At 70.4% G+C, this 24,793-nt stretch carries 17 protein-coding genes and 1 tRNA gene; 4 read left to right on the top strand and 14 right to left on the bottom strand.

Going from position 1 to position 24,793, the window contains the following annotated elements; translation table 11 throughout:
* Positions 1-543, top strand: coding sequence for a hypothetical protein (locus NYF13_RS27605; protein ID WP_315660689.1), 543 nt, complete (start codon positions 1-3; stop codon positions 541-543).
* Positions 544-1,059: 516 nt separating this feature from the next.
* Here NYF13_RS27605 and NYF13_RS27600 read toward each other — a convergent pair.
* The 4 genes from NYF13_RS27600 to NYF13_RS27585 all read right to left on the bottom strand — a co-directional run bounded on the left by NYF13_RS27600 (position 1,060) and on the right by NYF13_RS27585 (position 10,520).
* Positions 1,060-1,263, bottom strand: coding sequence for a hypothetical protein (locus NYF13_RS27600; protein WP_315660688.1), 204 nt, complete (start codon positions 1,261-1,263; stop codon positions 1,060-1,062).
* Between the two features lie 33 nt (positions 1,264-1,296).
* Positions 1,297-2,283: a Dyp-type peroxidase gene (locus tag NYF13_RS27595; protein WP_315660687.1), complete on the bottom strand. Its 987-nt coding sequence runs from the start codon at positions 2,281-2,283 to the stop codon at positions 1,297-1,299.
* Positions 2,284-2,659: 376 nt separating this feature from the next.
* Positions 2,660-3,214 carry a hypothetical protein gene (locus tag NYF13_RS27590; RefSeq protein WP_315660686.1) on the bottom strand — a complete coding sequence of 185 codons (555 nt, stop codon included), beginning with the start codon at positions 3,212-3,214 and terminating at the stop codon, positions 2,660-2,662.
* Entirely contained in the window at positions 3,207-10,520 is a 7,314-nt protein-coding gene (locus NYF13_RS27585; RefSeq protein WP_315660685.1) for an RHS repeat-associated core domain-containing protein, read from the bottom strand. Before NYF13_RS27585 ends, NYF13_RS27590 begins: the two co-directional genes overlap by 8 nt.
* Before the next feature lie 922 nt (positions 10,521-11,442).
* On the opposite strand from NYF13_RS27585, the gene NYF13_RS27580 reads away from it, so the two are divergent.
* Positions 11,443-11,685, top strand: a complete 243-nt coding sequence (locus NYF13_RS27580) for a hypothetical protein (protein ID WP_315660684.1) — start codon at positions 11,443-11,445, stop codon at positions 11,683-11,685.
* A gap of 670 nt (positions 11,686-12,355) precedes the next feature.
* Here NYF13_RS27580 and NYF13_RS27575 read toward each other — a convergent pair.
* A tRNA-Asn gene (locus NYF13_RS27575) sits at positions 12,356-12,428 on the bottom strand.
* Positions 12,429-12,588: 160 nt separating this feature from the next.
* On the opposite strand from NYF13_RS27575, the gene NYF13_RS27570 reads away from it, so the two are divergent.
* On the top strand, positions 12,589-12,762 hold the full coding sequence (locus NYF13_RS27570; protein WP_315660683.1) for a hypothetical protein: 174 nt from the start codon (positions 12,589-12,591) through the stop codon (positions 12,760-12,762).
* Positions 12,763-12,775: 13 nt separating this feature from the next.
* Here NYF13_RS27570 and NYF13_RS27565 read toward each other — a convergent pair whose 3' ends face one another.
* The 3 genes from NYF13_RS27565 to dnaG are packed head-to-tail and all read right to left on the bottom strand — an operon-like array spanning position 12,776 to position 16,031.
* Entirely contained in the window at positions 12,776-13,543 is a 768-nt protein-coding gene (locus tag NYF13_RS27565) for a trans-aconitate 2-methyltransferase (protein WP_315660682.1), read from the bottom strand.
* Positions 13,544-13,597: 54 nt separating this feature from the next.
* On the bottom strand, positions 13,598-14,122 hold the full coding sequence (locus tag NYF13_RS27560; protein WP_315660681.1) for a hypothetical protein: 525 nt from the start codon (positions 14,120-14,122) through the stop codon (positions 13,598-13,600).
* Between the two features lies 1 nt (position 14,123).
* The gene (gene dnaG / locus NYF13_RS27555; RefSeq protein WP_396287731.1) at positions 14,124-16,031 is read right to left on the bottom strand and encodes a DNA primase; all 1,908 of its coding nucleotides are present in this window, start codon (positions 16,029-16,031) and stop codon (positions 14,124-14,126) included.
* Between the two features lie 53 nt (positions 16,032-16,084).
* On the opposite strand from dnaG, the gene NYF13_RS27550 reads away from it, so the two are divergent.
* A complete protein-coding gene (locus tag NYF13_RS27550) occupies positions 16,085-17,029 on the top strand; it encodes a sigma-70 family RNA polymerase sigma factor (protein WP_315660679.1) in 945 nt (314 codons plus the stop codon).
* A 267-nt stretch (positions 17,030-17,296) separates the two neighbouring features.
* Here NYF13_RS27550 and NYF13_RS27545 read toward each other — a convergent pair whose 3' ends face one another.
* From NYF13_RS27545 to NYF13_RS27520, 6 genes are all read right to left on the bottom strand, one after another.
* Positions 17,297-19,120, bottom strand: a complete 1,824-nt coding sequence (locus NYF13_RS27545; protein ID WP_396287730.1) for a glycosyl transferase — start codon at positions 19,118-19,120, stop codon at positions 17,297-17,299.
* On the bottom strand, positions 19,120-20,223 hold the full coding sequence (locus NYF13_RS27540) for a serpin family protein (RefSeq protein WP_315660678.1): 1,104 nt from the start codon (positions 20,221-20,223) through the stop codon (positions 19,120-19,122). Before NYF13_RS27540 ends, NYF13_RS27545 begins: the two co-directional genes overlap by 1 nt.
* Positions 20,224-20,966: 743 nt before the next feature.
* Positions 20,967-22,244: a deoxyguanosinetriphosphate triphosphohydrolase gene (locus tag NYF13_RS27535; protein WP_315660677.1), complete on the bottom strand. Its 1,278-nt coding sequence runs from the start codon at positions 22,242-22,244 to the stop codon at positions 20,967-20,969.
* Positions 22,245-22,274: 30 nt separating this feature from the next.
* A complete protein-coding gene (locus NYF13_RS27530) occupies positions 22,275-22,943 on the bottom strand; it encodes a YdcF family protein (RefSeq protein ID WP_396287729.1) in 669 nt (222 codons plus the stop codon).
* 43 nt (positions 22,944-22,986) lie between these two features.
* Positions 22,987-23,592 carry a response regulator transcription factor gene (locus NYF13_RS27525; RefSeq protein ID WP_315660674.1) on the bottom strand — a complete coding sequence of 202 codons (606 nt, stop codon included), beginning with the start codon at positions 23,590-23,592 and terminating at the stop codon, positions 22,987-22,989.
* A complete protein-coding gene (locus NYF13_RS27520; RefSeq protein WP_315660672.1) occupies positions 23,589-24,779 on the bottom strand; it encodes a sensor histidine kinase in 1,191 nt (396 codons plus the stop codon). The genes NYF13_RS27525 and NYF13_RS27520 overlap by 4 nt, the downstream gene beginning before the upstream one ends.
* Positions 24,780-24,793: the final 14 nt, after the last annotated feature.

Raw genomic sequence — 24,793 nt, 5'->3', positions numbered from 1 at the left:
GTGACCGCTGAGACCACCAAAAGGGCGGACCACACGGCCACCCACGACGTCACCGGTAGCACCTTGTTCACCGTCATCCGTGACGACAGGGCCAAACAGGCCGTGCCGAGCAGCAGCGGCGCCGCCCTCGTTCCCACGATCACCCTGGACCAGCCACCCCTCTCCCCGACCGTGATCCTCGTGCCCGGCGGAGACACCGGCATCCTGCTCAGAGACGCGCGCGATGCAGGCGTTGCAGCAGCGGGGAACCCGCGCCCGGTACGTCACCAACGTGTGCTCCGACTCGCGGCCCACCTCTGCGGCGACGACTTCGCCCGCCTGCTCGAACTCGGCGCCGAGCACGCCCCTCAACCACCCTTCGGCACAGGCACACCGGACCAGGCAGGCCCGGCTCTGACCGAGCTGCCCCGCGATCTTCTCGCCCCCTGGTGGAAGAACGGCGAGCACCCGGCGAGAAAACCGCCCGGACGCGCCCGCCATCGACCTGACCCGCCCTGCGTCACCGCAGCCCATCAATCGGTCCTCGGGTCGACCGAAGACTGAACTGGTCGGGCTGACGTGGTGGCCCTTAACAAGACCGGGCCAGGCGGTTTCGTCGTCCCGCACCCCGACCCGCAACAGCGACCGGACCTGATCAAGCGCTACAGCCACGGCTGGCGCAACGGCCCCGCCGGAGACGCCCAAGCCTTCCCCGCCTTCGGCGCCGGGCTGGGCGATGGGCAACGCCGGGATCATCCGCGAACTGCTGCGCTTCACCAGAATCCACGCCGACCGCGTCCCGGCCTACGCCACACCCTGTCCGGCCTGTGCTGTCGAGCGGCGCGTTGAGGACGGACAGCCCTCGACACTGGCCGGGGCTGTCGGCCAGCAGTAGCGCGGTGACGTTGTCATCGATGACCGCGATCACCACGGACGCGGCGGCGAGCTGCCGACGGTCTCCGACGCGGCCGGCGAGATCCGATTCGTGCGGGGAGGGAAGGCCGGTCGACGAGACCTGAGTGCGGGCGAGGACGAGTGAAACGGTGAAGCCTGTAATCGGAACCCTTGACGTTCAGATGGTCACGGCCACAGCTGCGGTTGGTGGGTGCGGTGAGCAGCCATGGCCTGCGCGACGACGCCGACGGCCGAGTCCAGCAGCCATCCGGCAGGCAGCACGTACAGGCCGCGAGCCGGGCCAGGCCGCAGCAAGCTGAGCATGACCTCGCCGATGACCTGGCGGCAAGGTTGAGCAAAGCTCAGTACATGCGCCGCGGCGCCGGCCACGGCGAAGCGGAACCGACAGGTTTAGTGCTCAGTTCACGCGCGAGCAGCGTCGAGAAGCGCCTTACCCAGATAGCTGTCGGGAAGATCGCCGGTACCGGGCAGCACGAAGAAGTAGCCGCCTCCGAATGGCAGGATGTACTTGTCGAGAGCCTGTCCGTTCAGGTGTCTCTGAGCGGTGGCGAAGCCGCGTTCGAGGTCTTGCTGGAAACAGACGAAGATCAGCCCCTCGTCCCGGGCATCCTTTCGGTAGGAGTAGCCGCGGCGGAGGATGCGATTTCGCTCGGTCTCCGCCGTGCGCGGGTTGGCTCGTCGGATGTGCGCGTCCAGTGCGATCGCCTGGCCGGACTGGTCGGTGGCGTAGTCGAACGCCGCTGTCTCGCCGGTCTGGCCCAGTGGTGAGCCGTCGGTCTTGCGCCGTCCGATCACCGCCTCCTGGCGGGTGAGGGGCTCGGCGTCCCACAGGGCCGGCGCGAACTGGATCATTCTCACGACTTGGTAGGTGCCCCCGGCCGTCCACGCGGGTTCGTCACTGTTCGCCTGGACCCAGACGAGCTGATCCATCAGATCCGGGTCGTGTACGTCCGGGTTGCCCGCTCCTTCGCGGAATCCGAACAGATCTCTCGTCGAGGGCCGGCCGTCGGCGGTCAGGAAATTCTCGTCGCGGAAGCCGTCGATCGTCCATTTCGACCGCAGCCGGGCACCCCCGGCCTCCAGCACCCGCCGAGTTGCCTCCGCCACTGAGCGTGCGTCGGCAGCGCACACCTGCAACAACAGATCTCCGTCACAGCGGGCCGAGTCGAGAGCATCGTTGGGGAAGCTCGGCATCTTGGTCAGCCGCCGCGGTACCAGCCGCTGCAGCCCGAAACGCTCGTCGAACAGAGACGCGCCGACAGCCAAAGTCACCTCGGCTCCCGCCACGGCGCCACTCATCACACGGAACAGCTCACTCAACGCGTTCCGGTCGGGCACCTCGACGTCCAGGGCCGTGAATACAGCCGCTTTCGGTGGTGCCGAGACCACGCCGGCCTGCTTTGCGAGTGCTCGTTGTAGTGACGTGTCCGATGGTGGCGGGCCAGGGGCAGCGCACGCAGTGAGCAGGGCCCCGGGCACAATCGCCCCGAGGACAGTTCTGCGCGAAAGTACGGTCTTCCTGGTCAACCACGACTCCATCTTCAGGCGATTCCGGCCGGGCGGACCCGTCAGCGTTCGTGCCGACGCTCGAGCTGGTACAGTACTTGGATCGACAGCGCCATAAATTTGCCAGTCGATCCTTTTCCGATGCCAACGTGGATGCGGCGCGGGAAATCTTTCGGACAAATTCCCGTCTCGGATCCAGAACGATATTCGCCTCTCGAACCGTCATTTATTCCGATACTGCCGGATGTGGTTCCTTCGGTCAAATACCACCCAGCATGGTTTCCTCATCGAATCCTAGGACTTCTTCGTTTCCTAGTTCCACGGCGGCGTGCCAGCGCACCGGTGCCGGCCATTCATCGGAAGTAAGCTCGGCCAGAATTTCTCGAGATTCAGAGGTGCCGAGTGCACCCAAAGCTTGGGCGCACTTCACACTGATGCCGTAGTACGGGGACGGTTCCCTCAGGATAATCCTCTTCAAATAATCGAAAATCGGACTGGCAGCCGGTGCATATCGAAGATCGCCGAGTATCTCCACCAAGTCCTCCGCGCGCTCCCCGATTTCCGCACAGTTCAGCGCTGCGACCAGGAGATCGCCCAGTCCCTGCACATGAAGATGCGAGCCGATATTGCTGACCTTGATAAGCGGTCCCCACCGCTTCCTCGCCAACAAATAGCCAAGGAGTGGGACAATCTTATCCTCAACTCCTGGAATCTCGGCTTCTACACGCATTGCCTCCGGTTCACCAAGGTAGCCATTACCGACAATCGAGGAAATCTTCTCAAGAAGTTCTTCTTGTATCGATTCCTCACTCACCAGAATCCCAACCAATCTCCCTGAAACCCATTATTCGCGAATTGAACACGTCTACCGATCCGGTCCGAAGTCCGAAATTCAAACCACCTCGCTCGATCTTGACGTGCACGAAATCCTTGCTGGATCCTATTTCGCCCAGATCCAAACCGAACTCTTCTTTGATCGTAGCACGGTTATCACCGGATCCACGGCCAGCCTGAATGAGCGCGTCCGTGGTACCGGGCTCCATGTCGTACTGGATCAAGTGCGTGTACTGCTGGGCGTTCCTTCCCCCGCGGGCCGCGAATCTGTTGCGCAGACCCTCCACATAGTTGCGGTGCGAGGTGACAAAGTTTTCCCCACGAGGCGTGATCTGCCCGCGTGGTCCGAGATTGTTGAACTCGCCATCACCCATACCGCGGTAGAACGTCTCGGCCGCGGCTATGTCTTGAGGTTTCGTCCCGAGCGGGTCGACGAGGTTGGTCGGCCGATTGACCACGTAGCTGTAGAGATCGGTGTCGCCAGCCCCCTGCCCGAGCGGATCCTGGCTGAGGAACCGCTGGTCCCCCGCCGAGTAATACCGGGCGCGGTTGTAGTAGAGGCCGGAGCCGTCGTCGTCGCGGCCGGCGAAGCGGGTGGGGTTGCCCGCGTCGGTGCCGGTGAGGGTGGTGGTGCCGAAGGGCTGGTAGGTGTACTCGCCGGTGACGGTGCCGGTGGAGTCCGCCACGCCGAGGGTGCTGCCGAGGCGGTCGGTGAGCAAGGACTGCGTGCTGCCGCCGGACGTGCGGGCGAAGACCTCGTCGAGGCCGCCGGTCAGGGTCGTGGCGGTGACGGTGGTGCCGGACAGCTCGGCCGTGACGTCGAGACCGTCGTAGAGGTAGTTCCTGGTGGCCCCGCCCACGGTCTTGGCGATACGGCGGCCGAGACCGTCGTATCCGTAGGTCGTGGCCTGCCCCGCCTTGGTGGAGCTGGTCAGCTGCCCCCTGGCGTCCCAGTTGTAGCCGGTGGTGGCGTCGGCGGAGAGGTTACCCGCCTGGTCGTAGCGGTAGGAGGTGCCGGCGAGCGCGGTGAGCTGGTCGCCGTCGTCGTAGGTGGCGGGGCCGTAGGCGGCGGGGATGGTGGCGCGGGCGTAGCTGCCGCCGACGTGCGAGGGCCGCCCGGCGCCGTCATAGGTGTAGGTGAGGTTGCCCAGCGTGCTGGAACCACGGCTGTAGCCGATGGAGGTGAGCTGGTCGCCGTTGTCGTAGCCGTAGGTCTGGACGATCCCGTTCGGCAGGGTCACGGTGGCGCGGCGGCCGGCGCCGTCGTAGCCGATGGTCGTCGACGTGCTGCCCTGGCCGACGCTGGTGGGACGGCTCGCGTCGTCGTAACCGTAGCTGATCTGCGGCCGACCGGCGGCGGTCATGGTCTTGCGGCGGCCGGTGTCGTCGTAGGTGTAGCTGACCTGGCCTTGCGGGGTGGTGCTCTGGTCGAGCTGGTCGTAGTCGTTCGGGGTGAACGTGGTGGTGCCGGCGATCGAGTCGGCGGCCGAGGTCAGCCGGTTGGCTGCGTCGAAGCCGTAGGTGGTCTGGCTTTCGGCGCCGGTCTGGGTGACGCCGTAGCGGACGGTGGAGACGCGATCGAGGGCGTCGTGGTCGACGGTGGTGGTCTTGCCGCGGGCGTCGGTGGTGGTGGACAGGTTGCCGTTGGCGTCGTAGCCGTAGCCGGTCTGCCGGTTCAGCGGGTCGGTCCGGGACTTGACCCGGTCCAGCAGGTCGTACTCGTAGACGGTGGTGTGCTGCCGCGGGTCGGTGACGGTGTGGACGTTGCCGTTGGGGTCGTAACCGTAGGACGTGGTCCGCCCCAGCGGGTCGGTGACCGCGGCAATCCGGTCGAGCGCGTCGTAGCCGACCGTGGTGGTGGAGCCGGTGGGGTCGCGGCTGCCGGTCACCCGGCCCAGGCTGTCCACGACCTGCTTCGAAGTCCGGCCGAGCTCGTCCGTGGCGCTGGTGAGGTCGCCGCGGGTGTAGCCGTAGACCGTGCCGTGGCCGAGGTTGTCGGTGACCTTCTTGAGCTGCCCGTTGTCGAAGGTGTCGACCGTGGTGGTGCGGGCCGTCGGGTCGGTGACGGTGTGCAGGGCGCCGTTCGGCGAGTAGCCGTAGACGGTGGCGTGGTTCTGCCAATCGGTGGTACGGCTGACCTGGTCGAACGGGCCGTCGTGGCTGATCGTCGCGGTGCGGGCTTTGGCGGTGCCGGTGAGCTGGGTGAGGCTCGTCAGGTTGCCGAACGGGTCGTGGCCGAGGTCGGTCCGGCGCCCGAGGGCGTCGGTCACGCTGGTGACGACGTTGCTGGCCGGGTCGCGGGCGATGGTCGTGGCCTGCGCGAGCGGGGTGCCGAACGCCGCGGTGTCGCTGGTCGCGAACCCGGCGGCATTGAACGTGAGACGCCGGACGTTGCCCCGCGGGTCGGTCAGCCGGGTTTCGGTGACGTTGCCGGAGGAGCCGGTGACGTAGTCGATCTTGAAGAAGGTGCCGTCGACGTTGGTCTGCTTGGCCACGCGGCCGTTGGCGTCGTAGGTGTTGGTGGAGTAGACGCTGCCACGGGCGTCCTTGCTCGTGGCGAGCCGGCCGGCGGAGTCGTAGCCGTAGGCGGTGACGTTGTTCGCGGAGTCGGCGAACTGGGTCAGGTGGCCGTTGGTGTCGTAGTCGTAGCTGACGGCCCGGCCGCTGTTGTCGGTGGCCAGGCCGACCTGGTGGTCGCTGTCGTAGGACAGGGTGAGCCATTTACCGCTCGGGGACGTCACCTGCGTGACCGGCCCCTTGGCCCGCACCCGCCCGTCGGGGTCGGCCGCCGCGCCCGCGCGGTGGATGGTGATCGTGTTGCCGAACTTGTCCCGGATCGCCTGCAGCGGCGCTTCCTCACCGAAGACGTAGGTGGTGCCGTCGCGCAGGCGGACGTCGAAGCCGTTGCCGTTCCAGGCCAGCACCGATCCGCTGAACTTCGTCGGCGTGGGGTCGGCGTCGAACACGGCGTCGAGGAAATCGCCCGGACCCGTGCCGCCGGGGGTGATCCGGTGGTACCGCACCCGGCCGCCGTCGGGCAGGATCAGCTGCCCGTCGATCCACTGCTGGTCGGAGTAGAGGTACATGTTGTAGTCGAAGTCGCCGCCGACGCCGAACGTGCGCTGGGCGGTGTCGCCCTGCTGGTAGGTGCGGTTGATCGCGATGGGCAGGGTGTCGTCGACGGCGAGATCGGTCTGGGTGCCGGTGAGCAGGCCGGTGGCCAGGTCGACCGGGTCGGCGGCGCTGACGATGCCGCCCGGCTTGGACGCGACCGCGGGCGGCGGCGGGGTGCCCGGCTCGATCAGCATCGCCCCGGTGAACTGGTAGACCTCGGTGCCGGCGTCGGGCACGACCTGCTTGCGGTCGGCGGTGACCCGGCCGTGGCCGTAGACGAACCAGCCGCGTCCGGCCGGGTCGTAGTGCCAGAAGTCCATCACGGTGCCGGGCGCGGCGCCGGCGTAATTCGGGTACACCACCCGCGCCCCGGTCGGGAAGACGTAGGCGCTGCCGGGCTGGACGGTGAAGTACACCGGCACGTGGGAGTTGGGCAGCGGGAACGGCGGGCGGTCCAGCGGGATCGCGGTGATGCCCAGCTGGGTCACCGGCTGGCCGTTCACGTCGCGGACCACCGCACCGGCCGGGAGGTGCACCTCGAGCCCCGGGATGGCCGGATTGGTCACGACCACCTCGCCCGGGGTCGGCGAGGCGAACTTGACCGTGTGCGCGGTGTCCAGCGCGGTCAGCCAGATCGGGTAAGGCAGTGCGGTCGTGCGTCCAGCGGCGAGGTCGACGCCGATGTCGTACAGCCCGAACGAGGCCTTCGGCGTGTTCGCGGTGGCGCCGTCCACACGCAGCACCCGGTGACCGGCGCCGACGCCGGTGAGCAGGAAACGCCCGGTGACGTCGCTGGTGGTGCGGGTGCCGTCGATCGAGACAGTGACGCCGGGCAGGCCGTGGCCGTCGAGGCTTTGCACCCGGCCGGCGACTGCGGTGGTTCCGGGCTGCGCCGCCAGGGCGGGCAGTAGTTCGGCCGTGGCGGTGGAGCGGTGGGTCGTCCAGTCCTTTCCGGACAGGTTCGCCCGGTCCGGTGTCCAGCTCTGTGCGCCACTCAGATTGGCGGGGGTGGGCTGCTGGAAGCCCGACGGAACGCCGCCCGCGCGCTGCGGCATGGCGTCCGCGTTGGACAGCAGCAGCGGAGCACCCGACGCAGGCGAGGCGGAGTTGCCGGGCACGGTCGGGGCGCGCGGCTGTGCGGACGATCGTGCTGACGCGGTGGCGGGAGCGAGCACGATCGTGGCCGTGCCGGTGTTGGAGTACGGGCCGAGGACGATCTCGTAGCTGCCGGTGGTGGGCAGCGCGGGCAAGCTGATCTTGGCCGCTCCCTGACCACTGGCCAGCACGGTGCCGTCCGGTTTGGACACGATGTAGTACGGATAGGACGGCAGGGTTGCGCCGGTCGTGTTCAGGGAGAGGCTCTGCCCCGCGGTCCCCGCGTAACGGACGCGGTTTTCCTGCCCGGCCCGGGGGAAGGACAGGGTCTTGACGGTGTTGAGCTGGATCGTGCCGGCGTCGATCTGCTCGGAGAAGGTCGCGGTGACCGAGCCGGTGGCGAACCCGGCCGGGGTCACCACGATCCGGTAATTCCCGGCGGTCGGAGCGGTGAAGGTCGCGGCGCCGCCCGGGCTGACTCGGTTGTCGAAGACGGCAGCGCCGGTCGGTCCCAGCACCCGCACGCGCAGGGCAGTGCCGGCGGGGAACGTCGAACCGGTGAGGCCGAGGTCCAAGCGTTGCCCGGTGGTGGCGGTGAAGCCGGTCTCGGCCAGTTGAGCGCGTTGCGCCATGGTGAGGGTCGTGGCCGCTCCGCCAATGGTGATGGTGCCCGCGTCGACGCGCTGCTCGAGCGTCAGCTGTGCGGATCCGGTCTCAGCGAAGGGGTAGACGACGATCTGGTACGTGCCGGTCGCGGGCAGCGGGTCCAGATCGACCTGAGTCTCGGTGAGGTTGCCGTCGCGCATGACCGTGTTGTCGGGCCGCACGACCTGCACCCGGAAGGTGTGCGCGAAGGTCGGGGTGCCGAGGTCCAGGCTGAGGTGCTGCCCGGCGGTGCCGGCCACGGTGAATCGCGTGCTCTGCCCCGCTCGTGGCGCGCTGACCGGCTTGGTGTCCCCTACCGCGAGCGCGCCGCCGGCCTGCTCGTTCGACAGTGTCACCGTGACCGAGCCGGTGCTGGTGGCGTCGTTGAGGGAGAACTCGAGCCGGTAGGTCCCGGTGGTGCGAGGGGTGAAGAAGAAGGAACTCAAGGAGCCGGCCGCGGTGGTCCGCACGGCCACGGCGCCGTCGGGACCGACGACCTGCACCCATAGCGTCGCCGATGCGGGGAACGACCATCCCGAGAACGCCACGGTGACGGTCTGGCCGGCCGTTCCGGGGAACGAGGAGACCGCGGTGTGCCCCGGCTGGGCCAGGGTGATGGCGGTGGCGCTGCCGGTGGCGGTGAGCGCGCCCGCGTCCTGCAGAGTGGTCAGCCGCAGCCGGAACGCGCCGGTGCCGGAGAACGAGTCGACGGTGATCGTGTAGGTACCGGTCGCAGGCAGGGACGGGACTTCCCAGTGGTAGGTCGAGGCCAGTCCGGACGTGACTACCGCTCCGTCCGGGCCCGTGACGGTGACGAACGGGGCGTAAGCGAAGTTGTAGCCGGTGAAGTCGAGACTCAGCGCCGTGCCCGCGGTCCCGGCGTAGGTCAGCCGCGCGTCCTGACCGGGACGGTCCACTGACACGGTCTTGTCGGTTCCGAGGCCGATCCCCCCGGCTTCGAGCGCAACCGAGGCGGTGACGGTGATCGATCCGGTGCTCTGGTCACTGGAACCGAACACCACGGAGTACGTTCCGGTTTCCGCGGCGGTGAAGTCGAAGTTGCCGTTGCCGTCGAGCCGGATCTGCCCGCTGGTGACGCCCGGGGACCATTGCAGCGCCACCCCGTGCGGTTCACGGATCGATGCCGTGGCCAGGGTGCCGGCCGCGAAGGTGGAGCCGCTGAACCCGAGGTCGAGGTGCTGGCCGGCCACCGCCGCGAACGTCAGCTCGGCCTGCTGGCCGGGCTTGGCCAGCGTCACCTGCGTGCCCACGGCGGACGTGCTGAGTGCTCCGGCGATTCGGCTGGACAGGGTGGCCGTGACCGAGCCTGATCCGGTAGCGGCCGGGGTCAACGCGATCTGGTACGTCCCGGTGCTCGGCAGCGGTGGGAGTTCGTAGCCGCCGCCGAGCTTGGAGTAGGCCCAGAACTGATCGTAGGGCGCGCGGGCGAACTTGGCGCCGTAGGGGGTGAACGCCCCGACGCCGAAGTCGGTGGTGAACGTCGATCCGGTCAGCCCCAGGGTGAGCCGCTGGTCTTTCTTACCACTGAACCGCAGCAGGGCGATCTTGCCCGCCGTCGGGACACTGACCACGGTTCCTGCGCCGTCGGCCGTCAGTTTCGGCGTCGTCGCCACCGCGGTCGCGGCAAACCCGTTCGGGGCCACGACGACCTCGTCCGTGCTCGTGGCCGCCCCGCCGGGTGTCTCGACGGTGACCGGCCCCGGAGCGGCGTAGTCCGGCAGCTCGACCGTCAGCGACGTCGCCGAAGCGGTCTTCACCTTTGCTCGCAGCGCGCCGACGGACACCACGTCGTTCGCGGGAGCGGTGTCGAATCCGGAGCCGGAGATCGTCAGGGTCGAACCGCCGGTGAGCACGGCGGGACTGAAGCCGGTAACTGCGGGGGCCGGGACCGGGGAGTCGACGGTGAACGGCTGCTGGCTGCTACCGGATCCGGCCGACGTCGTGACCGTCACGGTCCCGCTCGTCGCACCGGCCGGCACGGCCACCGCCAGCGAAGTCGCGGTGGCAGCGGTCACGGTGGCCACCTTGCCGGCGAACGACACCGTGTTTCCGGAAGCGGCAGTGGCGAACCCGGTGCCGGACACGGTAACCACGGCCCCGACCGGAGCGTGCGCGGGCACGACGCCGGTGATCGACACGGTCGATGACGCGTATCGGTCGATCGAGGTCAGGTTGCCGGACGCGTCGTAGTTGTACCGGCCGGTCGTCCCGCCGGCACCGGTCTGGGTGACACCTTTGAGCTGCCCTGCGGCGTCGTAGGAGTAGTCCACCGGGTTCGACGGCAGCGCAGCCGCCGTCCGTGGCGCCGACTCCACTGCGCCGTCAGCCGGTACTTGCGCACCGGACAGCACCAGGATCGCGGACAGACCCAGCACGAACGCACGCCGTATCACCGGCACGATTCCCCCCACGGAAACAAGACATGAACGGTTCCCGACCAGCAAAAACCGCACTACAGATCTGCGGACAACTCTGCCGTCCTTTGAGAGGAACCGGCTATGCGACGCTAGATCACCCGCCCCGACGCACACAAGATCACCCGCGAAGGTCACATGAGAAAAGGGAAAAATCAGGTCTCATCACCCGAACGGACCACGACTTTAGCATTGAACGACGCAACGGCACGGAAATTACTGACCGACATTTATGAACAACGGTCACCAGGTAACAGGACGTCTTGGCGCGGAGATCAGTCATGATCGAGTACCTCGACCACGTCGCGTTCTTCCACAGTCGGAGCATGGTCCGTCCAGGTGCCGAAGTCCTCGCAGCACGGCGCCGCCAGAAACTTGTCCTCAAAGTCGAATCAGCAATGCGTCCAGGTCAATCGTGTTTCGACGGGAAGTGGCGGTCTTACCGAAACCGGTGGCTGTGGCGCGGAACTGTGTGCGGCGGTTGAAGAAACGTTCGACGACGTTGAGGTATCGGCAGGCGACGCAGTCGAAAGCTGATGGGCGTCCGTCGGTCCAGCTACGGCGCAGCGGTTGGCCTGCCGATCACGGCGTTCGGAAATGACCGCTGGGATGCGCCGCCGACGCAGATGGGACCGGATCGTGCGACTCGAACACGCGGGCCGTGACACACCAGGTATTCGCGATCCAAACCTCTCGGCCGCTGGGTACTCCCTGGTCGCAGGCAGGTGGGTGTCCCGGCGTTTCCGACGACCATCGTCGGACACGGCCGGACCACCGACGGCTGCCTGCGAGCCATCGGCTTTCCCGAGGTCGAGGCCGAGACCGCGCAGCCGCGGACGGGGTGGGATGACCGCCCGATGGCTGAATTCGGCCCCGCCGCCGAGGCGGAGGAGACCGCCGGTTCCCCGAGCCCGGTGCGGTGCTCCTGCTCGTCGCCGGCGGACTGCTGATCATCGGTGCATTCTTCGACCTGGGCACCATCAGCCTGACCCTGGGGCACAGCGAGGTCGCCTACCACGTCACGGCGTGGTCGACCGGAATGCGGAACACACCGTTCTCGATCCCGCGGTACTTCGGCGGGCCGCTGTCCCACCCGGACACGGCGGCCGGGCCGGACATCGTGGTCCATCAGCTCCCGCACGACGACCCCGTACCGCGCTAGCCGGACCACCGCGATCAGCGCCGCCACCAAGAACCCGGCGAAGGCCACCGCGAGCCCCGGTCCGGCAGACGTCGGGCAAACTGCCGCAGCAGAAATGCCCTACACAGCAGGCCGTTCAAGGCGCAGATCGGGGTCGCCGGTCGACGAGATCTCTGCACCGGCGTTTCGCAGCTACCGCACACAAGGTGCTGAGGGTGAAGTCGACCGTGATCGGTGGCGCGCTATCCCCGCGCGGCTGCCCAGCACTGGTGGTAAGCATGGCCGAACTCGCCAGCCAGCTCGTGGTGACCACCAATCCCCGATTTTGCTCGCGGCGCCCGGATCCTGCCGATCGACGCCGAGCTCGAGCAGGCCGGCTACGACGGCGCAGAGAGCCGTGAGGCTACCGGCCCACCGAGGCAATGACGAAATCGCCGACGGACGGCTCGGTCACCAAAGGCGACTCGACTGAAGCGTCAGGTTTCCCGTGCGTCCGCAGCTCTTGCCCAACAACCCGGCACAAACCGCACCGACGCGACCGGGCCCAGGCTTGCCTCGGCTGCATCGGCACCACCCGCCGCCGTGAGCGGCCACCCCCGTGCAGCCCCTCATTGGACGATCGTCAAAACCGGCGGCAAATCGCGCCTGTCCGTGGACAACGAAAAAGCCCAGGCCATCGGCCTGGGCTTTGCTCCCCCGCTTGGACTCGAACCAAGAACCCTCCGGTTAACAGCCGAATGCTCTGCCAGTTGAGCTACAGGGGATCATCGTTCTCAGTCGGATCGCTCCGGCTGATGGAGAAACTTTAGCGCACGCCGTGAGGGGACGGACACCGGCCCCCCTCCTGGCCGATCACCGCGGGTGGCGGGGGTTGCTGGACAATGGGCGGCCGGGAGTCCGACTGAGGAAGAGGTGTGGCCGTCGATGAAGAAGTTCCTGCTGGGTGTGGGCCTGGGGTACGTACTGGGCGCCAAGGCCGGGCGCGGGCGGTACGAGCAGTTGGTGCGCGCCTACCGCAAGCTGGCCGACCACCCCATGGTCCAGGGCGCCGCCGGGGTCGCGCGGGCCAAGGTGAGTGAGAAGTTCGGGCGGCGCTGAACACCGCACCCGGTCAAGCCGGGGTCTGCGCGACGAAGAAGATCCGGCGGAATTCGAACCACGTGGTCCCGTCCGCGCGGGGCGGGTAGGCGGCGTCCAGCCGCGGGGCGAGCTGCTCCCGGAAGGTGTCCCAGTCCGCGTCGTCCAGGGCGGCGCGGACCGGGCGCAGCGCGGTGCCCGTGATCCACTCCAGGACGGCTCGCTCGCCGGAAAGGCGCTGCATGTACGTCGTCTCCCAGGCGTCCACCGCGCAGCCCTCGTCGGCCAGCAGGCCGGCGTACGCCTGCGGGGTGGCGACGGCGTCGTCCTCGCGCAGGACCAGCGCCCCGAGCCTGGAGGACCACTCCGGAGAGCCCGCCAGCTCACGCGTGAGGCGGTGGGACGGCGCACCGAAGTTCCCCGGCACCTGCACGGCCAGGAACGCCCCCGCCGGCAGCCGACCGGCCCAGCGGCGCAGCAGGTCCTGGTGGCCCGGAACCCACTGCAGCACCGCGTTCGACACCACCACGTCGGTGTCCAGGCTCGGCTGCCAGTCACGCACGTCGAGGACCTGGGCGTCGACGCCCCGCTCGCGGGCGGCCTCGACCATTTCCGGGGAGCTGTCGGACGCCTCGAGCACCGCGCCGGGCCACCGTTTCGCCAGCTCAACCGTCAGATTCCCGGGGCCGCAGCCCAGATCGGTCACCCGTCGGGCGGAACCGGCCGGGACGCGCGCGATCAGATCGTGGAACGGGCGGGCGCGCAGGCCGGAGTAGTGGAGGTAGCTGGCCGGATCCCACATGGGACGTCCTTCCGCTCGGCAAGCAGTACGAACGTACTGAGTACAAGCGTACTGCTAGCTCGCCGGGTCCGCCAGCTTCTCCGCGACCTCCTCGGCGATGGCCGTGACCAGCGCCGGGTCCGTGCCCGGGTCCGGACGGACCTGCAACACGGTGCCGTCGTGGCCGGGCACCTTCCGCTGGACGAACCAGGCGCCGCCGCCGGGCAGCTCGTGGCGGTGGCGGGTGCGCACCGAGCCGTCCACGCGCAGCCGCACCTGCTGCGGGACCTTGCCCGGGTCCGGCAGGGTGAACGGCGCCGGCGCCAGGTCACGCAGCACGACGACCCCGCCGGCCCGCTCGGCCTCGGCCGATTCGGTGAGCGTGAACACCCCGTCGGCCCAGGTCGCCTTGGCCACCAGGTGCCAGCCGACCCGGCGCGCGCCGCCCCCGCCGTCCGGGACCCACAGGCCCAGCGACGTGACGACCAGGTGCCCGCCGCCCTGGACCCCGGCCACGGCGATCAGGTTCTCCCCCGGTTCCAGGTGCCCCGGAAAACCCCCGGGGACGCCGTTACCGAGGATTCGGCTCAGCCAGCCCATCTCAGCCCCATCCGCTGTCGGCCGCCTGCCGCAGCGACTTCCGGTACTGCTCCAGCGCCACCAGGTCGCCGAACAGCGCGCGGTAGTCGTCCGGCGCCTCGACCGGCGACAGCCGTTGCAGCTTCGACTTGATCTCGCCGATCTGCCGGCCGACGAGGCTCTCCTGCACCCCCGCGAGCACCCCCGAGATGTACCGGGAGTCCACTTCCCCCAAGGCGCGCAACGGTTCCACCGAAAGCTCGCTGAGCACCCGCCGGACCGTCCCTTCCGGACAGTGCTGCGCGGTGGCGTCCAGCAGCGCCGGTCCGGTCAGCCCGGAGGCCGCGCCGCCCGCCTTCAGCACCGCCAAGTGGATCGCGACGTACACCGGGTGGGTGAACGCCTCCTCCGGCAGCGAGTCGTACTCCGGTCCGGCGATCGCGGGCTGCTGAAGCGCGGCCTTGAGCGCCTCGCGCTGGGCGATGAACCGCGGGTCGCCCGGCGCGGGCCGCGGCAGGTCCTGCTCTTTGGCCTCCGGTTCGGGCTCCGGGCGCGAGGCGGGCCGGCGCAACGCCGGTCCGCCTCGCTTGGCCGTGGCGCCCGCGCTGCCGCGCACCCGGTTCACCACCTGGGCCACGTCCTGCCAGCCCACCCACCAGGCCAGCTTGGACGCGTAGCCGTCCCGGCTGGCGCGGTCCTTGATCGAGGCCACCATCGGCACCGTCTTCTGCAGCGCCGCCACCTGCCCGTCGACCGAGTCGAGGTCGAACTGCTTGAGCGTGCTCTTGATGGCGAACTCGAACAGCGGCGTGCGGCGCGCGACCAGGTCCTTCACCGCCGCGTCGCCCTTCGCGATGCGCAGCTCGCACGGGTCCATGCCGTCCGGCGCGACCGCGATGTAGGTCTGCCCGGCGAAGGTCTGGTCGCCCTCGAACGCCTTGAGCGCGGCCTTCTGGCCCGCCGCGTCGCCGTCGAAGGTGAAGATGACCTCGCCGCGAAAGGCGTCGTCGTCCATCATCAGCCGGCGCAGCACCTTCATGTGGTCCTCGCCGAAGGCCGTGCCCGAAGAGGCGACGGCCGTGGGCACGCCGGAAGCGTGCATCGCCATCACGTCGGTGTAGCCCTCGACCACGACCACCTGGTGCCGTTTCGCGATCTCGCGCTTGGCCTGGTCCAGGCCGAACATCACCTGCGACTTCTTGTAGATCGGGGTCTCGGCGGTGTTGAGGTACTTGGCCTCGATCCGGTCGTCGTCGAACAGCCGGCGCGCGCCGAAGCCGACCACGTCGTTGCCGACGTCGCGGATCGGCCAGACCAGCCGCCGGTGGAAGCGGTCCATCGGGCCGCGCTGGCCCTCCTTGGACAAGCCCGAAGCCAGCAGCTCCTTGACCTCGAACCCGTGGTTGAGCAGGTACTTCGTCAGCTTGTCCCAGCCGCCGGGGGCGTAGCCGCAGCCGAACTGCTTGGCCGCCGCCGCGTCGAAGCCGCGCTCGGCCAGGAAGTCGCGGGCCGTGCGGGCCTCGTCGGTGACCAGTTGCTCGACGTAGAACGCGCTCGCCGCCCGGTGCGCCTCGATCAGCCGGGCGCGGGTGCCGCGGTCGCGCTGGGCCGCCCCGCCCCCGCCGCCCTCGTAGGTCAGCCGGAGCCCGGCCCGGTCGGCCAGCCGCTCGACCGCCTCGACGAACGAGACGAGGTCGATCTTCTGGATGAACTTGATGACGTCGCCACCCTCGCCACAGCCGAAGCAGTGGAAGGTGCCGTGCGAGGGGCGCACGTTGAACGACGGGGTCTTCTCGTTGTGGAACGGGCAGAGGCCCTTCAGGCTGCCTCCACCGGCCCGCCGCAGCGCGACGTACTCCCCGATGACCTCGTCGATCCGGTTGCGCTCACGCACCTCCGCGATGTCGCTCTCCCGAATGCGTCCTGCCACGGCCTCCACTCTAGTTCTCCCGCTCCGGCGGTCGTGCGGCACACTCTCCCCTCATGCGCACCCCTTCGGCCCTGACCGGTCTCGCCGACGAGTTCGCGGCGCACCGGGCGCACCTGATCGGCGTCGCGTACCGGCTCACCGGCACGCGCGAGGACGCCGAAGACGCCGTGCAGGAGTCGTGGCTGCGGCTGGCCTCGCTCGACGACGCGGGCCGCGCGGCCATCCGTGACCTGCGCGGCTGGCTGACCACCGTGGTCGGCCGGATCGGCCTGGACCGGCTGCGCTCGGCGGCGGTGCGGCGCGAGCGGTACGTGGGCCAGTGGCTGCCGGAACCGATCGTCACGCCGTGGGGCGCGCCGGCCAGCGAAGACCCGCTCGAAGCCGCCGTGCGCGACGACGGGCTCCGGCTGGCCGCGATGGTGGTGCTCGACCGGCTGACCGCCGAGCAACGCGTCGCGTTGGTGCTGCACGACGCGTTCTCGGTGCCGTTCGGGGAGATCGCGGAGATCCTCGGCTGTTCGGCCGACGCCGCGCGCCAGCACGGCTCCCGCGCGCGGAAGGCGCTCGCCCGGGCGGACCCGCCGGGGCGCGTCGACCCGGCCCGGCAGCAGGAGCTGCTGGACCGGTTCGTCGCCGCGCTGCTGGCCGGCGACATCCGCGCGATGACCGAGCTGCTGCACCCCGACGTCGTGCTGATCGGCGACTCGAACGGCAAGGCCCGCACCGCCCGCCAGATCATCGCCGGCCCGGACAAGCTGGCGCGCTTCCTGCTGGGGCTGATGAAGAAGTACGAGCCCGGGCTGTTCGGCCACGGCGCCCCGGTGCTGGTCAACGGCGACCTCGGCCTGTGGCTCCCGCCGCGGCCCGGGCCCGGGGGCTTCTTCGACCTCGACGAGCGGGTGCAGGGCATGAGCGTGCGAGACGGCCGCATCGCCGCCATCTACGACATCGTCAACCCCGACAAGCTCACCCGCATCACGCGTCCCCGGCGGCCCTGAACCGGGTCACGGCAGGCCGCATCCGAGGTGAAGCTTTGGTCGGTGGGGCCGAGCGCGCGGTTCACCCGGGCCCGGGAGTTCTCCAGGCCGAACTCGGCCAGCTCGTGGGCAGCAGCCGGGGGTGGTGCGCCACCACGGTCATCGGCGCGGCGGCCCGCGATGCGGTGAACGAGCTTCGGCAGCGGTCCGGCCTCGGAACATGGTCGTCTCCTCCACCGGTGCGGTCCGGGAGGAGGACGGGGCGGCGGCGGGAAAGGTGATGCCAGCTCAGCGGGCGGCGGTGATCGGGCGCACGTCCCACACCCACACGCCGTCGACGAACTGACCGGGCTTGCGCAGCAACAGGTCCACGGTGGCGCGGTAGGCGTCGTCGTTCTTGCGCGGGATCAGCACCAGCACGCTGGCGTGCCAGAAACGCAGGTCGTCGAGGGCCTGGTCCCGGTCGCGGTCGCCGATCGGCACGGCGGCGCCCGAATCGCGGATCCGGTCCAGCAGCGCCGAAGTGGGCCGCTGGGCGGCACCGTAGCGGCCCCGTTCGTCGTCCGGGCCGCTCGGGCCCACGAAGTAGCCTTCCGCCATCTTGTAGCCGAGACCGGCGTCGACCTGCCAGTGCAGCGGTTCGGACTCCCCCGAGCTGGGCAGCGGCACCGGCACCACGGTGCCGCCCGGGGCCACGTACGTCCGCCAGGTGCCGTCGGCGAAGAACGCCGGAGTGGACGGGCGCTCCTTGACCAGCAGCTGCGTCGGGGCGATCGGCAGCAGCACGGCGGTCACGGCGCCGAACCAGATCAGCCGCACCGGCAGCCGCGACCGGCCCTCGCCCGGCTCGGGCAGCTCGGCCGCCGCCGTGACCACCCGGTCGGTGGCGATCGCGAGCAGCGCGCCGATCGCCGGCACGCAGGCCATCGCCAGCCGCGACTCCAGCAGCGATTCGAACAGCGGCAGCTTCGCCAGCAGCTTCCACGGACCGGGCACCCCGGTGTCCACGTGCGCCACCACCAGGTCCACGCCGAGCGAGAGCCAGGCCATCAGGACCATCGAGATCGCCACCGAGCGCGCGACGACCTCCCGCCGCAGCCAGATCGTCACCACCACCACGAGCACGATCAGCGGCCAGCCGAAGAACGCGTTCTCCTCGGTGCGGTTCATCGACACGTCCGCGGCCTCGACCGGCTGGCCGGCGATCGACTGCGTGGCGAACCGGGTGAACGCCGCGGTGTCGTTGCCGACCTGGCCGTGTTCGAGCGCGGTGTAGCTCTGCGGGCCGAAGAACTGCCACCACAGCGGGAACGCGAGGAGCACCAGCGCCAGCCCGAGGGCGATCCCGCCCCCGATCAGCGCGGGCCGGACCATCGCCTTGAGCTCGCCCGGGCGCGAGGCGCAGTAGGCGACGGCGAAGATCACGAAGCCCATCGCGAAGATCAGCAGCGGCTCTTCGCCCAGGAACACCTGGTACGCCGTGAGCACGCCGAGCCAGATCCCGTTGCGCACCGGTGTGACGCCCTGGGCGATCCGGATCAGCTTCAGCGCCAGGAACGGCAGCACGAACCAGGCGACGAAGTTCGGGTGCGCGTTGGCGTGCGAGATGATCGGCGGGGAGAACCCGGCGACGGCGCCCCCGATCGCCGCGGACACCCGGTGGCGCACCAGGTGGCGCGAGAACACCCAGTACCAGGCGGCGGCGGTGCCGGCCAGGCTGCCGGTGAGCACGATCGCCCAGGTCGCGGTGGGGCCGAAGGCCAGCGTGATCGGCGTGAGCGGGATCGACACGCCGAGCATGGCCGTGTTGGCCATCATGTTCACGCCGAGCGGGTAGTTCTGCAGGTCGGTGGTCAGCGGGTTCTGCAGGTGCAGCACGGACCGCGCGGTGACGGCGAAGAACCACTCCCACAGGTTCTGGTCCGACGCGCTGTTCCACAAGTAGCCGTGGCCGAGGTCGGCCCAGAGCCCGCCGAACAGCACCACGGAGAAGGCCAGGTAGGCGCCGATGATGCCCGCGTCGGCCCACGAGCGGCGCATCGGTGCCCGGAGCCCGGGCGTGGCCGGCTCCGGGACCGCCTCGATCCGCTCTCCCGGTTGGAACAGGCTCACTACGGCCGCACCACTCGAGCGAAGAAGTAGACGGCGCCGCTGCGGGCGTGCCGCACGAGCAGCAGGAACGGCCGGTCGACGGTGACTTCGACCGGATCGCTGGAGTCGAGCGACATGGTGCGCATCTGCACCGCCGTGGCGGCGGCGCCCTCCAGCCCCTGCTCGTCGAGCCGGAGCACGGCCTGGTGCAGCACGCTGTGCACCCAGAAGGGGCGGGTCTCGGTGAGCCCGGTGAGATCGGCGTCCGGGGTGAACAGCTCGCGCACGCCGAGGGTCTTGAGCGCCCGGTCGAGGTCGGTGCGGACGTCGAGCGAGACCTTCGGCAGCGCGAGGCGGACCTTGCGGCGCTGCGCGCCCTCGATCAGGGCGGCGAGACGATGCTCGTCCAGCGCCGCCTCGGCCGGTGGGAGCTCCCCGTCCGGGAGCAGGACGACGGCCTGGACGCCGCCGGCCGCGTTCAGGACGGCGACCTGCCAGCCATCCGCGTGCTGGTAGCCGAGGGTCTCCTGCAGGCGCATGGTCGGCACCTCGCGCGCGCCCTCGGGGCCGTGGAACGCGGCGGGCGCGGTGGCGCCTTCGGGGAACGGGAAGCGCCAGGCGGTCTTGAGGTAGAGCGCGTTGACGATGCTGGCCCGCACGTCGGCGTCGAGGGCCCCGTCCGGCAGCAGTTCCGGGATCAGCCCGCGGGTGGTGCGGTCGACGTCGGCGTTGATCAGCCTGCGGGCGGCCCCGGGGTCGCCCGCGAACGGCGCGGTCTCGGCCCGGCCACCGGGCCAAGTGGCCAGCTCGGCCTGGAAGCCGTCCTCGACGATGATGGAGTCCGAGGCCCAGAGGGTGTTCGCGACGGCCAGGATCGCGGCTTCGTCGTCCAGCTCCGCGGCTTCGCGCAGGAGGCGGGCCTGCGGTTCGAGGTCGGTGTCCTCGCCCGTGCCGGTCCCGGCCAGCAGCTCCAGCACCTCCTCCGCGCTACGCCCCCGCGCGGCCCGGCTGACCAGCCCCAACGCACTGGCGACGGAATACGGCGAAAAACACGCGTCGGCCCCGCCCGCCGCAGCGGCCCGGTGCAGTGCGAGCGTGAACCTGAGGTGGCGGTCGACGGCCATGCGGCGACCGTACCGGAACCCCCCGGCTCCGCGGCAGGGAACCGATCGGCCCCCTGCCGCCACCACCCCGGCCACCGCACCTCCGGCCCACGGCAATCCCCACGCCCCCGACCACCGCGCCCCCGCATCCCGGCCCACGACAACTCCCACGCACCGCGGCCACACGCATCCACATCCCGACCCACGACAATTCCCCCGCACCCGTCCCCCGCCCCCGCACGCCGCCGCCCAACCAACTCCAGCCACCGCACCACCACACCCCCGCGCACGGCCCACCAACAACTTCCGCGAGTCCCGACCACCGCGCACGTCGTCGCCCGACCGACTCCCGCCGCCACACTCCCGCGCACGAGCCACGACCAACTTCCGCACACCCCGGCCACAACACTCCCGCACGTCGCCGCCCAACCAACTCCCGCCACCGCACCACCACGCTCCCGCGCACGGCCCCCAACCCCTGCACGCCCCCAGGCACCACACCACCGCATCCCCGCCCGCGACCCACGACCAACCCCGAGCGTCCCCCAGCCACCGCGCCCCGCACCCGGCCGCTAAGCAACTCCGGCGTCACCCCCAGCCACCGCGCACTCCACCGCTCAACCGCCTCCCGCGAGCACCCCCGGCACCGCAACTCCGGCGCTCAGCCCACCCGCCAACGCCCACAGCCCCGTCGATCACCGCGGACAACCCACCCGATCAGCCGCGGCCCCGCGAGTCCGGGTGGCCGGAACCGGTGAACCCGCTCAGCCCGGCCGTCCCACGAGCCAGCGATGCCACTCGTGTGCCTGCGCGTCGGTCAGCGAAGCGACCTGGTCGATCAGCACCCGCAGCCGGGCGGCGTCGTCCGGGGCGGCGAGCCAAGCCGGGGCGAAGAGCGGGTCCAGCGGCCCCGGGGCGCGCTCGCCGAGGGCGGCGACCAGCTCGGCGATCAGCTCGCGCTGGCCGTCCTGCATGGCCAGGCGGCGGCGGTCGCTCATCACGTACCGCAGGGCCAGCGCCTTGAGCAGCGCGACCTCGGCCGCGACCTGGTCCGGGACGGCCAGGCGGGCGCCGTACCGGGTGAGCGGGCCCTCGCCGTACGCGCCGCGGGTGGCATCGACCACCGCGGAGGCGAAACGGCCGACCAGCTCGCTGGTCAGGCGTTTCAGGGCGACCTGCGCGCGCAGCGAGCGATCCGGGGCCGTCCGGACCAGTTCGGCCACCACGGGCAGGTCGAGCAGTTCCTTGGCCGCACCCTCCAAAGTGGACGCCGACTGGGTGGAGAAGTGCCGCGCCGCCGCCTCGGCCACGGCCGCGCGCTCGTCCGCGTCGGCCAGCACGCTCAGCCGGATGCGCCCGGCCAGGACCCCGTCTTCGACGTCGTGCACCGAGTAGGCCACGTCGTCGGACCAGTCCATGATCTGCGCTTCGAGGCACCGCCGCCGGCCCGGCGCCCCGGCCCGCACCCACTGGAACACCGGCACGTCGTCCGGGTACACCCCGTACTTCGGCGAGCCCGGGCGGCGCTCCCACGGGTACTTCATCGTCGCGTCCAGCGCCGCGCGGGTGAGGTTCAGCCCCGCCGTGAAGCCGTCCTCGGCCACGGCCTTCGGCTCCAGCCGGGTGAGGATGCGCAAGGTCTGCGCGTTGCCCTCGAACCCGCCGCAGGCCTGCGCGACCTGGTTCAGCGCCTTCTCGCCGTTGTGCCCGAACGGCGGGTGGCCGATGTCGTGGCCCAGCCCCGCCGTGTCCACCAGGTCCGGGTCCGCGCCCAGCTCCTCGGCGATGCCCCGGCCGATCTGCGCGACCTCCAGCGAATGCGTGAGCCGGGTCCGCGGCACGCCGCTGACCTCGGCGCCCTCACCCGGCCCGACCACCTGGGTCTTGCCCGCGAGCCGCCGGAGCGCGGCCGAGTGCAGCACCCGCGCGCGGTCGCGGGCGAACGCGCTGCGCCCCTCCGGCCGCACGTCCGCCAGTGCCGCGCCCTTGGGTGCCTCGGCCAGCACCCGGGCGCGGTCGTGCTCGCTGTACCCGTCACTCACCGGCCCAGCTTAAGCGCGGGGTACGACAATTCAGCCGAGCATCGTGTCGAACAGCTCGTCCGCGGGCGACTTGGTCAGCTTGTAGAACAGCAGCGCGCCGGTCTCGCGGAAGATGTAGCGGGCCTGCGTGCCCCGCTCCTGCACGATCGGCCCGCTGTGCGTCGGCGCGGTCCACGCCTCCAGGCCGAGGTCTTCGGCCATGGTCCGGCTGCGGAACGAGTGCCACGGATCGCTGACCAGCACCGCCGTATGCCAGCCGCGCGCCTGCACCCGATCGGAAACCGCGCGCAGGCTGCGCAGCGTGTCACTGCCCTCGCCGACGGCGATGGTCGCCGAGCGCGGCACTCCGTGCCGGGTCAGCCACAGGGCGCCCGCCTGAGCCTCGGTGAAGTTGTCCGCGGCCTTCTTCCCGCCGGCGGTGACGATGGTCTTCGCGACCCCCGCGTCGTAAAGCTGCTTCGCCTTCTCCAGCCGCGCGGTGAAGATGTCCGACGGCTTCCCGTTGTACTGCGCGGCACCGAGCACCACGATCACGTCGGCCTGCGTGCGGTCGTTGCCGCGCGCCACCTGCCACACCCGGAACGCCGTGCCGCCGACGACGACCAGCAGCACCAGCACCGCACCGAAGGTGGCCCGCCGCAGCCAGCTCGCGCGCGTCGGCCTGGTTCTCGGGGGTGCGGCGGAACTCATGCGCGCCATCCTGGCAGAGCCGCGTTCGGGCCCGGCGCCGACACCCCGGCCCCTAAAGCCAGCCGCGCTCTTCGGCGAGCCGCACGGCCTCGGCCCGCGTCCGCGCCCCCGTCTTGCCGATCGCGGCCGACAAATGGTTGCGCACAGTGCCTTCCGAGAGGCACAGCGCCTTCGCGATGTCGGCGACGGTGCTGCCGTCCTTGGCCGTGCTCAGCACATCGCGCTCACGAGCGGTCAGCAGGCTCGCACCCGTGGCCAGCGATTCGGCGGCCAGCGCCGGGTCGACCACCCGAAGTCCACTGTGGACACGACGGACGGCCTCCACGAGCTGTTCCGGCGGCGCGTCCTTCACCACGAACCCGGCCGCGCCCGCCGCCATGGCGCGCGCCAGGTAGCCGGGGCGGCCGAAGGTGGTGCAGATGATCACCCGGCAGGACGGCAGCGCCCGGCGCAGCTCGGCGGCCGCGGTCAGGCCGTCCATCCCCGGCATCTGGACATCGAGCAGCGCGACGTCCGGCTTCGCCGACCGGGCCTCGGCCACCGCCTCTTCCCCGGAACCGGCCTGCCCCACGACCTCGATGTCGGCTTCCAGGCCCAGCACGGTGGCCAGCGCACCGCGCACCATGGCCTGGTCGTCGGCCAGCAGCACCCTGATCAAGCGAGTCCTCCCGCAGTCTCGGTCCGGACCTGCGCGACGGCCGGTCCCGGGACCTCCGCCCGTACGGCCAATCCGCCCCCGGGCCGCGCCGTCGTGCGCAGGGTCCCCCCGACCGAGTGCAGCCGCTCGGCCAGCCCGCGCAGTCCGTTGCCCGCCACCACCCCGGTCGCCGTGCCGTTGTCCTCGAGTTCCAGCCAGTCGCGGCCCAGCCGGACCCTCACCCGGCTCGCCCCCGAATGCCGCAGCACGTTCGTGACCCCCTCGCGCAGCACGTAGCCGAACGTGCTCCGCAGTTCGGCCCGCACGTTGTCGACCGCGTGCGGCAGGTCCGCCTCGATCTCGGCCGCCCGCAACGCCGCCCGCGCCCCGGCGATCTCCGCGGGCAGCGACACCTCGCGGTACTCGGTGACGGTGGCCCGCACGTCGGACAGCGCGCTGCGGGTCAGGCCCTCCACCTCTCGGATCTCCTCGACCGCGCGCGGGATGTCGCCGGAGCTTTCGAGCACCCGCCGCGCCAGGCCGGCCTTCACGGTGATCGTGGTCAGGCTGTGGCCCAGCAGGTCGTGCAGGTCGCGGGCGACCCGCTCGCGCTCGTTGCTGACGGCGAGCGCGGCGATCTCGCGGGTCGCGATCTCCAGCCGCCGGATCGCGCGGATCAGGTTCGACATGAAGAACATGGCCGCGGTGATGCCCGCGACCGAGCCCAGGTCACCGGCTTCGTTCGCGAGGCGCCCGGTCGCGAGCAGCAGCAGCGCCATCAGCCCGAGCCCGCCGAGGTCGAGGATCAGCGCCCACGCGGCGGGCAGCAGGAAGGCCAGGGTGGCGGTGACGTAGAGCAGCACGAACGCGCTGACCCCCTGCGCCGCGACCGTTCCGAAACCGGCCGCCAGCATCGCCCCGGCGAACAGCAGCTTGTACCTGAGCCGCTGCCCGAACAACAAGGGGAACAGCAGGTAACCGGCCGCGTAGCCGTAGAGGAGCCCTCCTTCGGCCACCTTCACCGGGGTGAGCGGCGAGGCCAGCAACGACCGGGTGACCGGGTACAGGTACGGCAGGAGGAAGAGGATGCCGACGAACCACCACCGCCCGGCGTGCGGACCGCCGTCGGCCGAACCGTCCAGCGGATCGGCCCACCAGGTGTCCCGATCGGCCAGCAGGGACAGCTTCACGGTGTCCTCCTGTGCCACTTCGGCCACCCCCG

The sequence above is a fragment of the Amycolatopsis sp. PS_44_ISF1 genome, from assembly GCF_032335455.1.
GTDB lineage: Bacteria > Actinomycetota > Actinomycetes > Mycobacteriales > Pseudonocardiaceae > Amycolatopsis.
Note: the sequence above shows the minus strand (reverse complement) of the source record. Positions and strands in the feature narration are given on the sequence as shown.

What these genes read in the sequence shown, in the direction of transcription:
- NYF13_RS27570 (WP_315660683.1), top strand. Translation starts at nt 12,589, where the DNA reads ATGAAGAAGTTCCTGCTGGGTGTGGGCCTGGGGTACGTACTGGGCGCC.
- NYF13_RS27565 (WP_315660682.1), bottom strand. Translation starts at nt 13,543, where the DNA reads ATGTGGGATCCGGCCAGCTACCTCCACTACTCCGGCCTGCGCGCCCGC.
- NYF13_RS27560 (WP_315660681.1), bottom strand. Translation starts at nt 14,122, where the DNA reads ATGGGCTGGCTGAGCCGAATCCTCGGTAACGGCGTCCCCGGGGGTTTT.
- NYF13_RS27550 (WP_315660679.1), top strand. Translation starts at nt 16,085, where the DNA reads ATGCGCACCCCTTCGGCCCTGACCGGTCTCGCCGACGAGTTCGCGGCG.
- NYF13_RS27540 (WP_315660678.1), bottom strand. Translation starts at nt 20,223, where the DNA reads ATGGCCGTCGACCGCCACCTCAGGTTCACGCTCGCACTGCACCGGGCC.
- NYF13_RS27530 (WP_396287729.1), bottom strand. Translation starts at nt 22,943, where the DNA reads ATGGCGCGCATGAGTTCCGCCGCACCCCCGAGAACCAGGCCGACGCGC.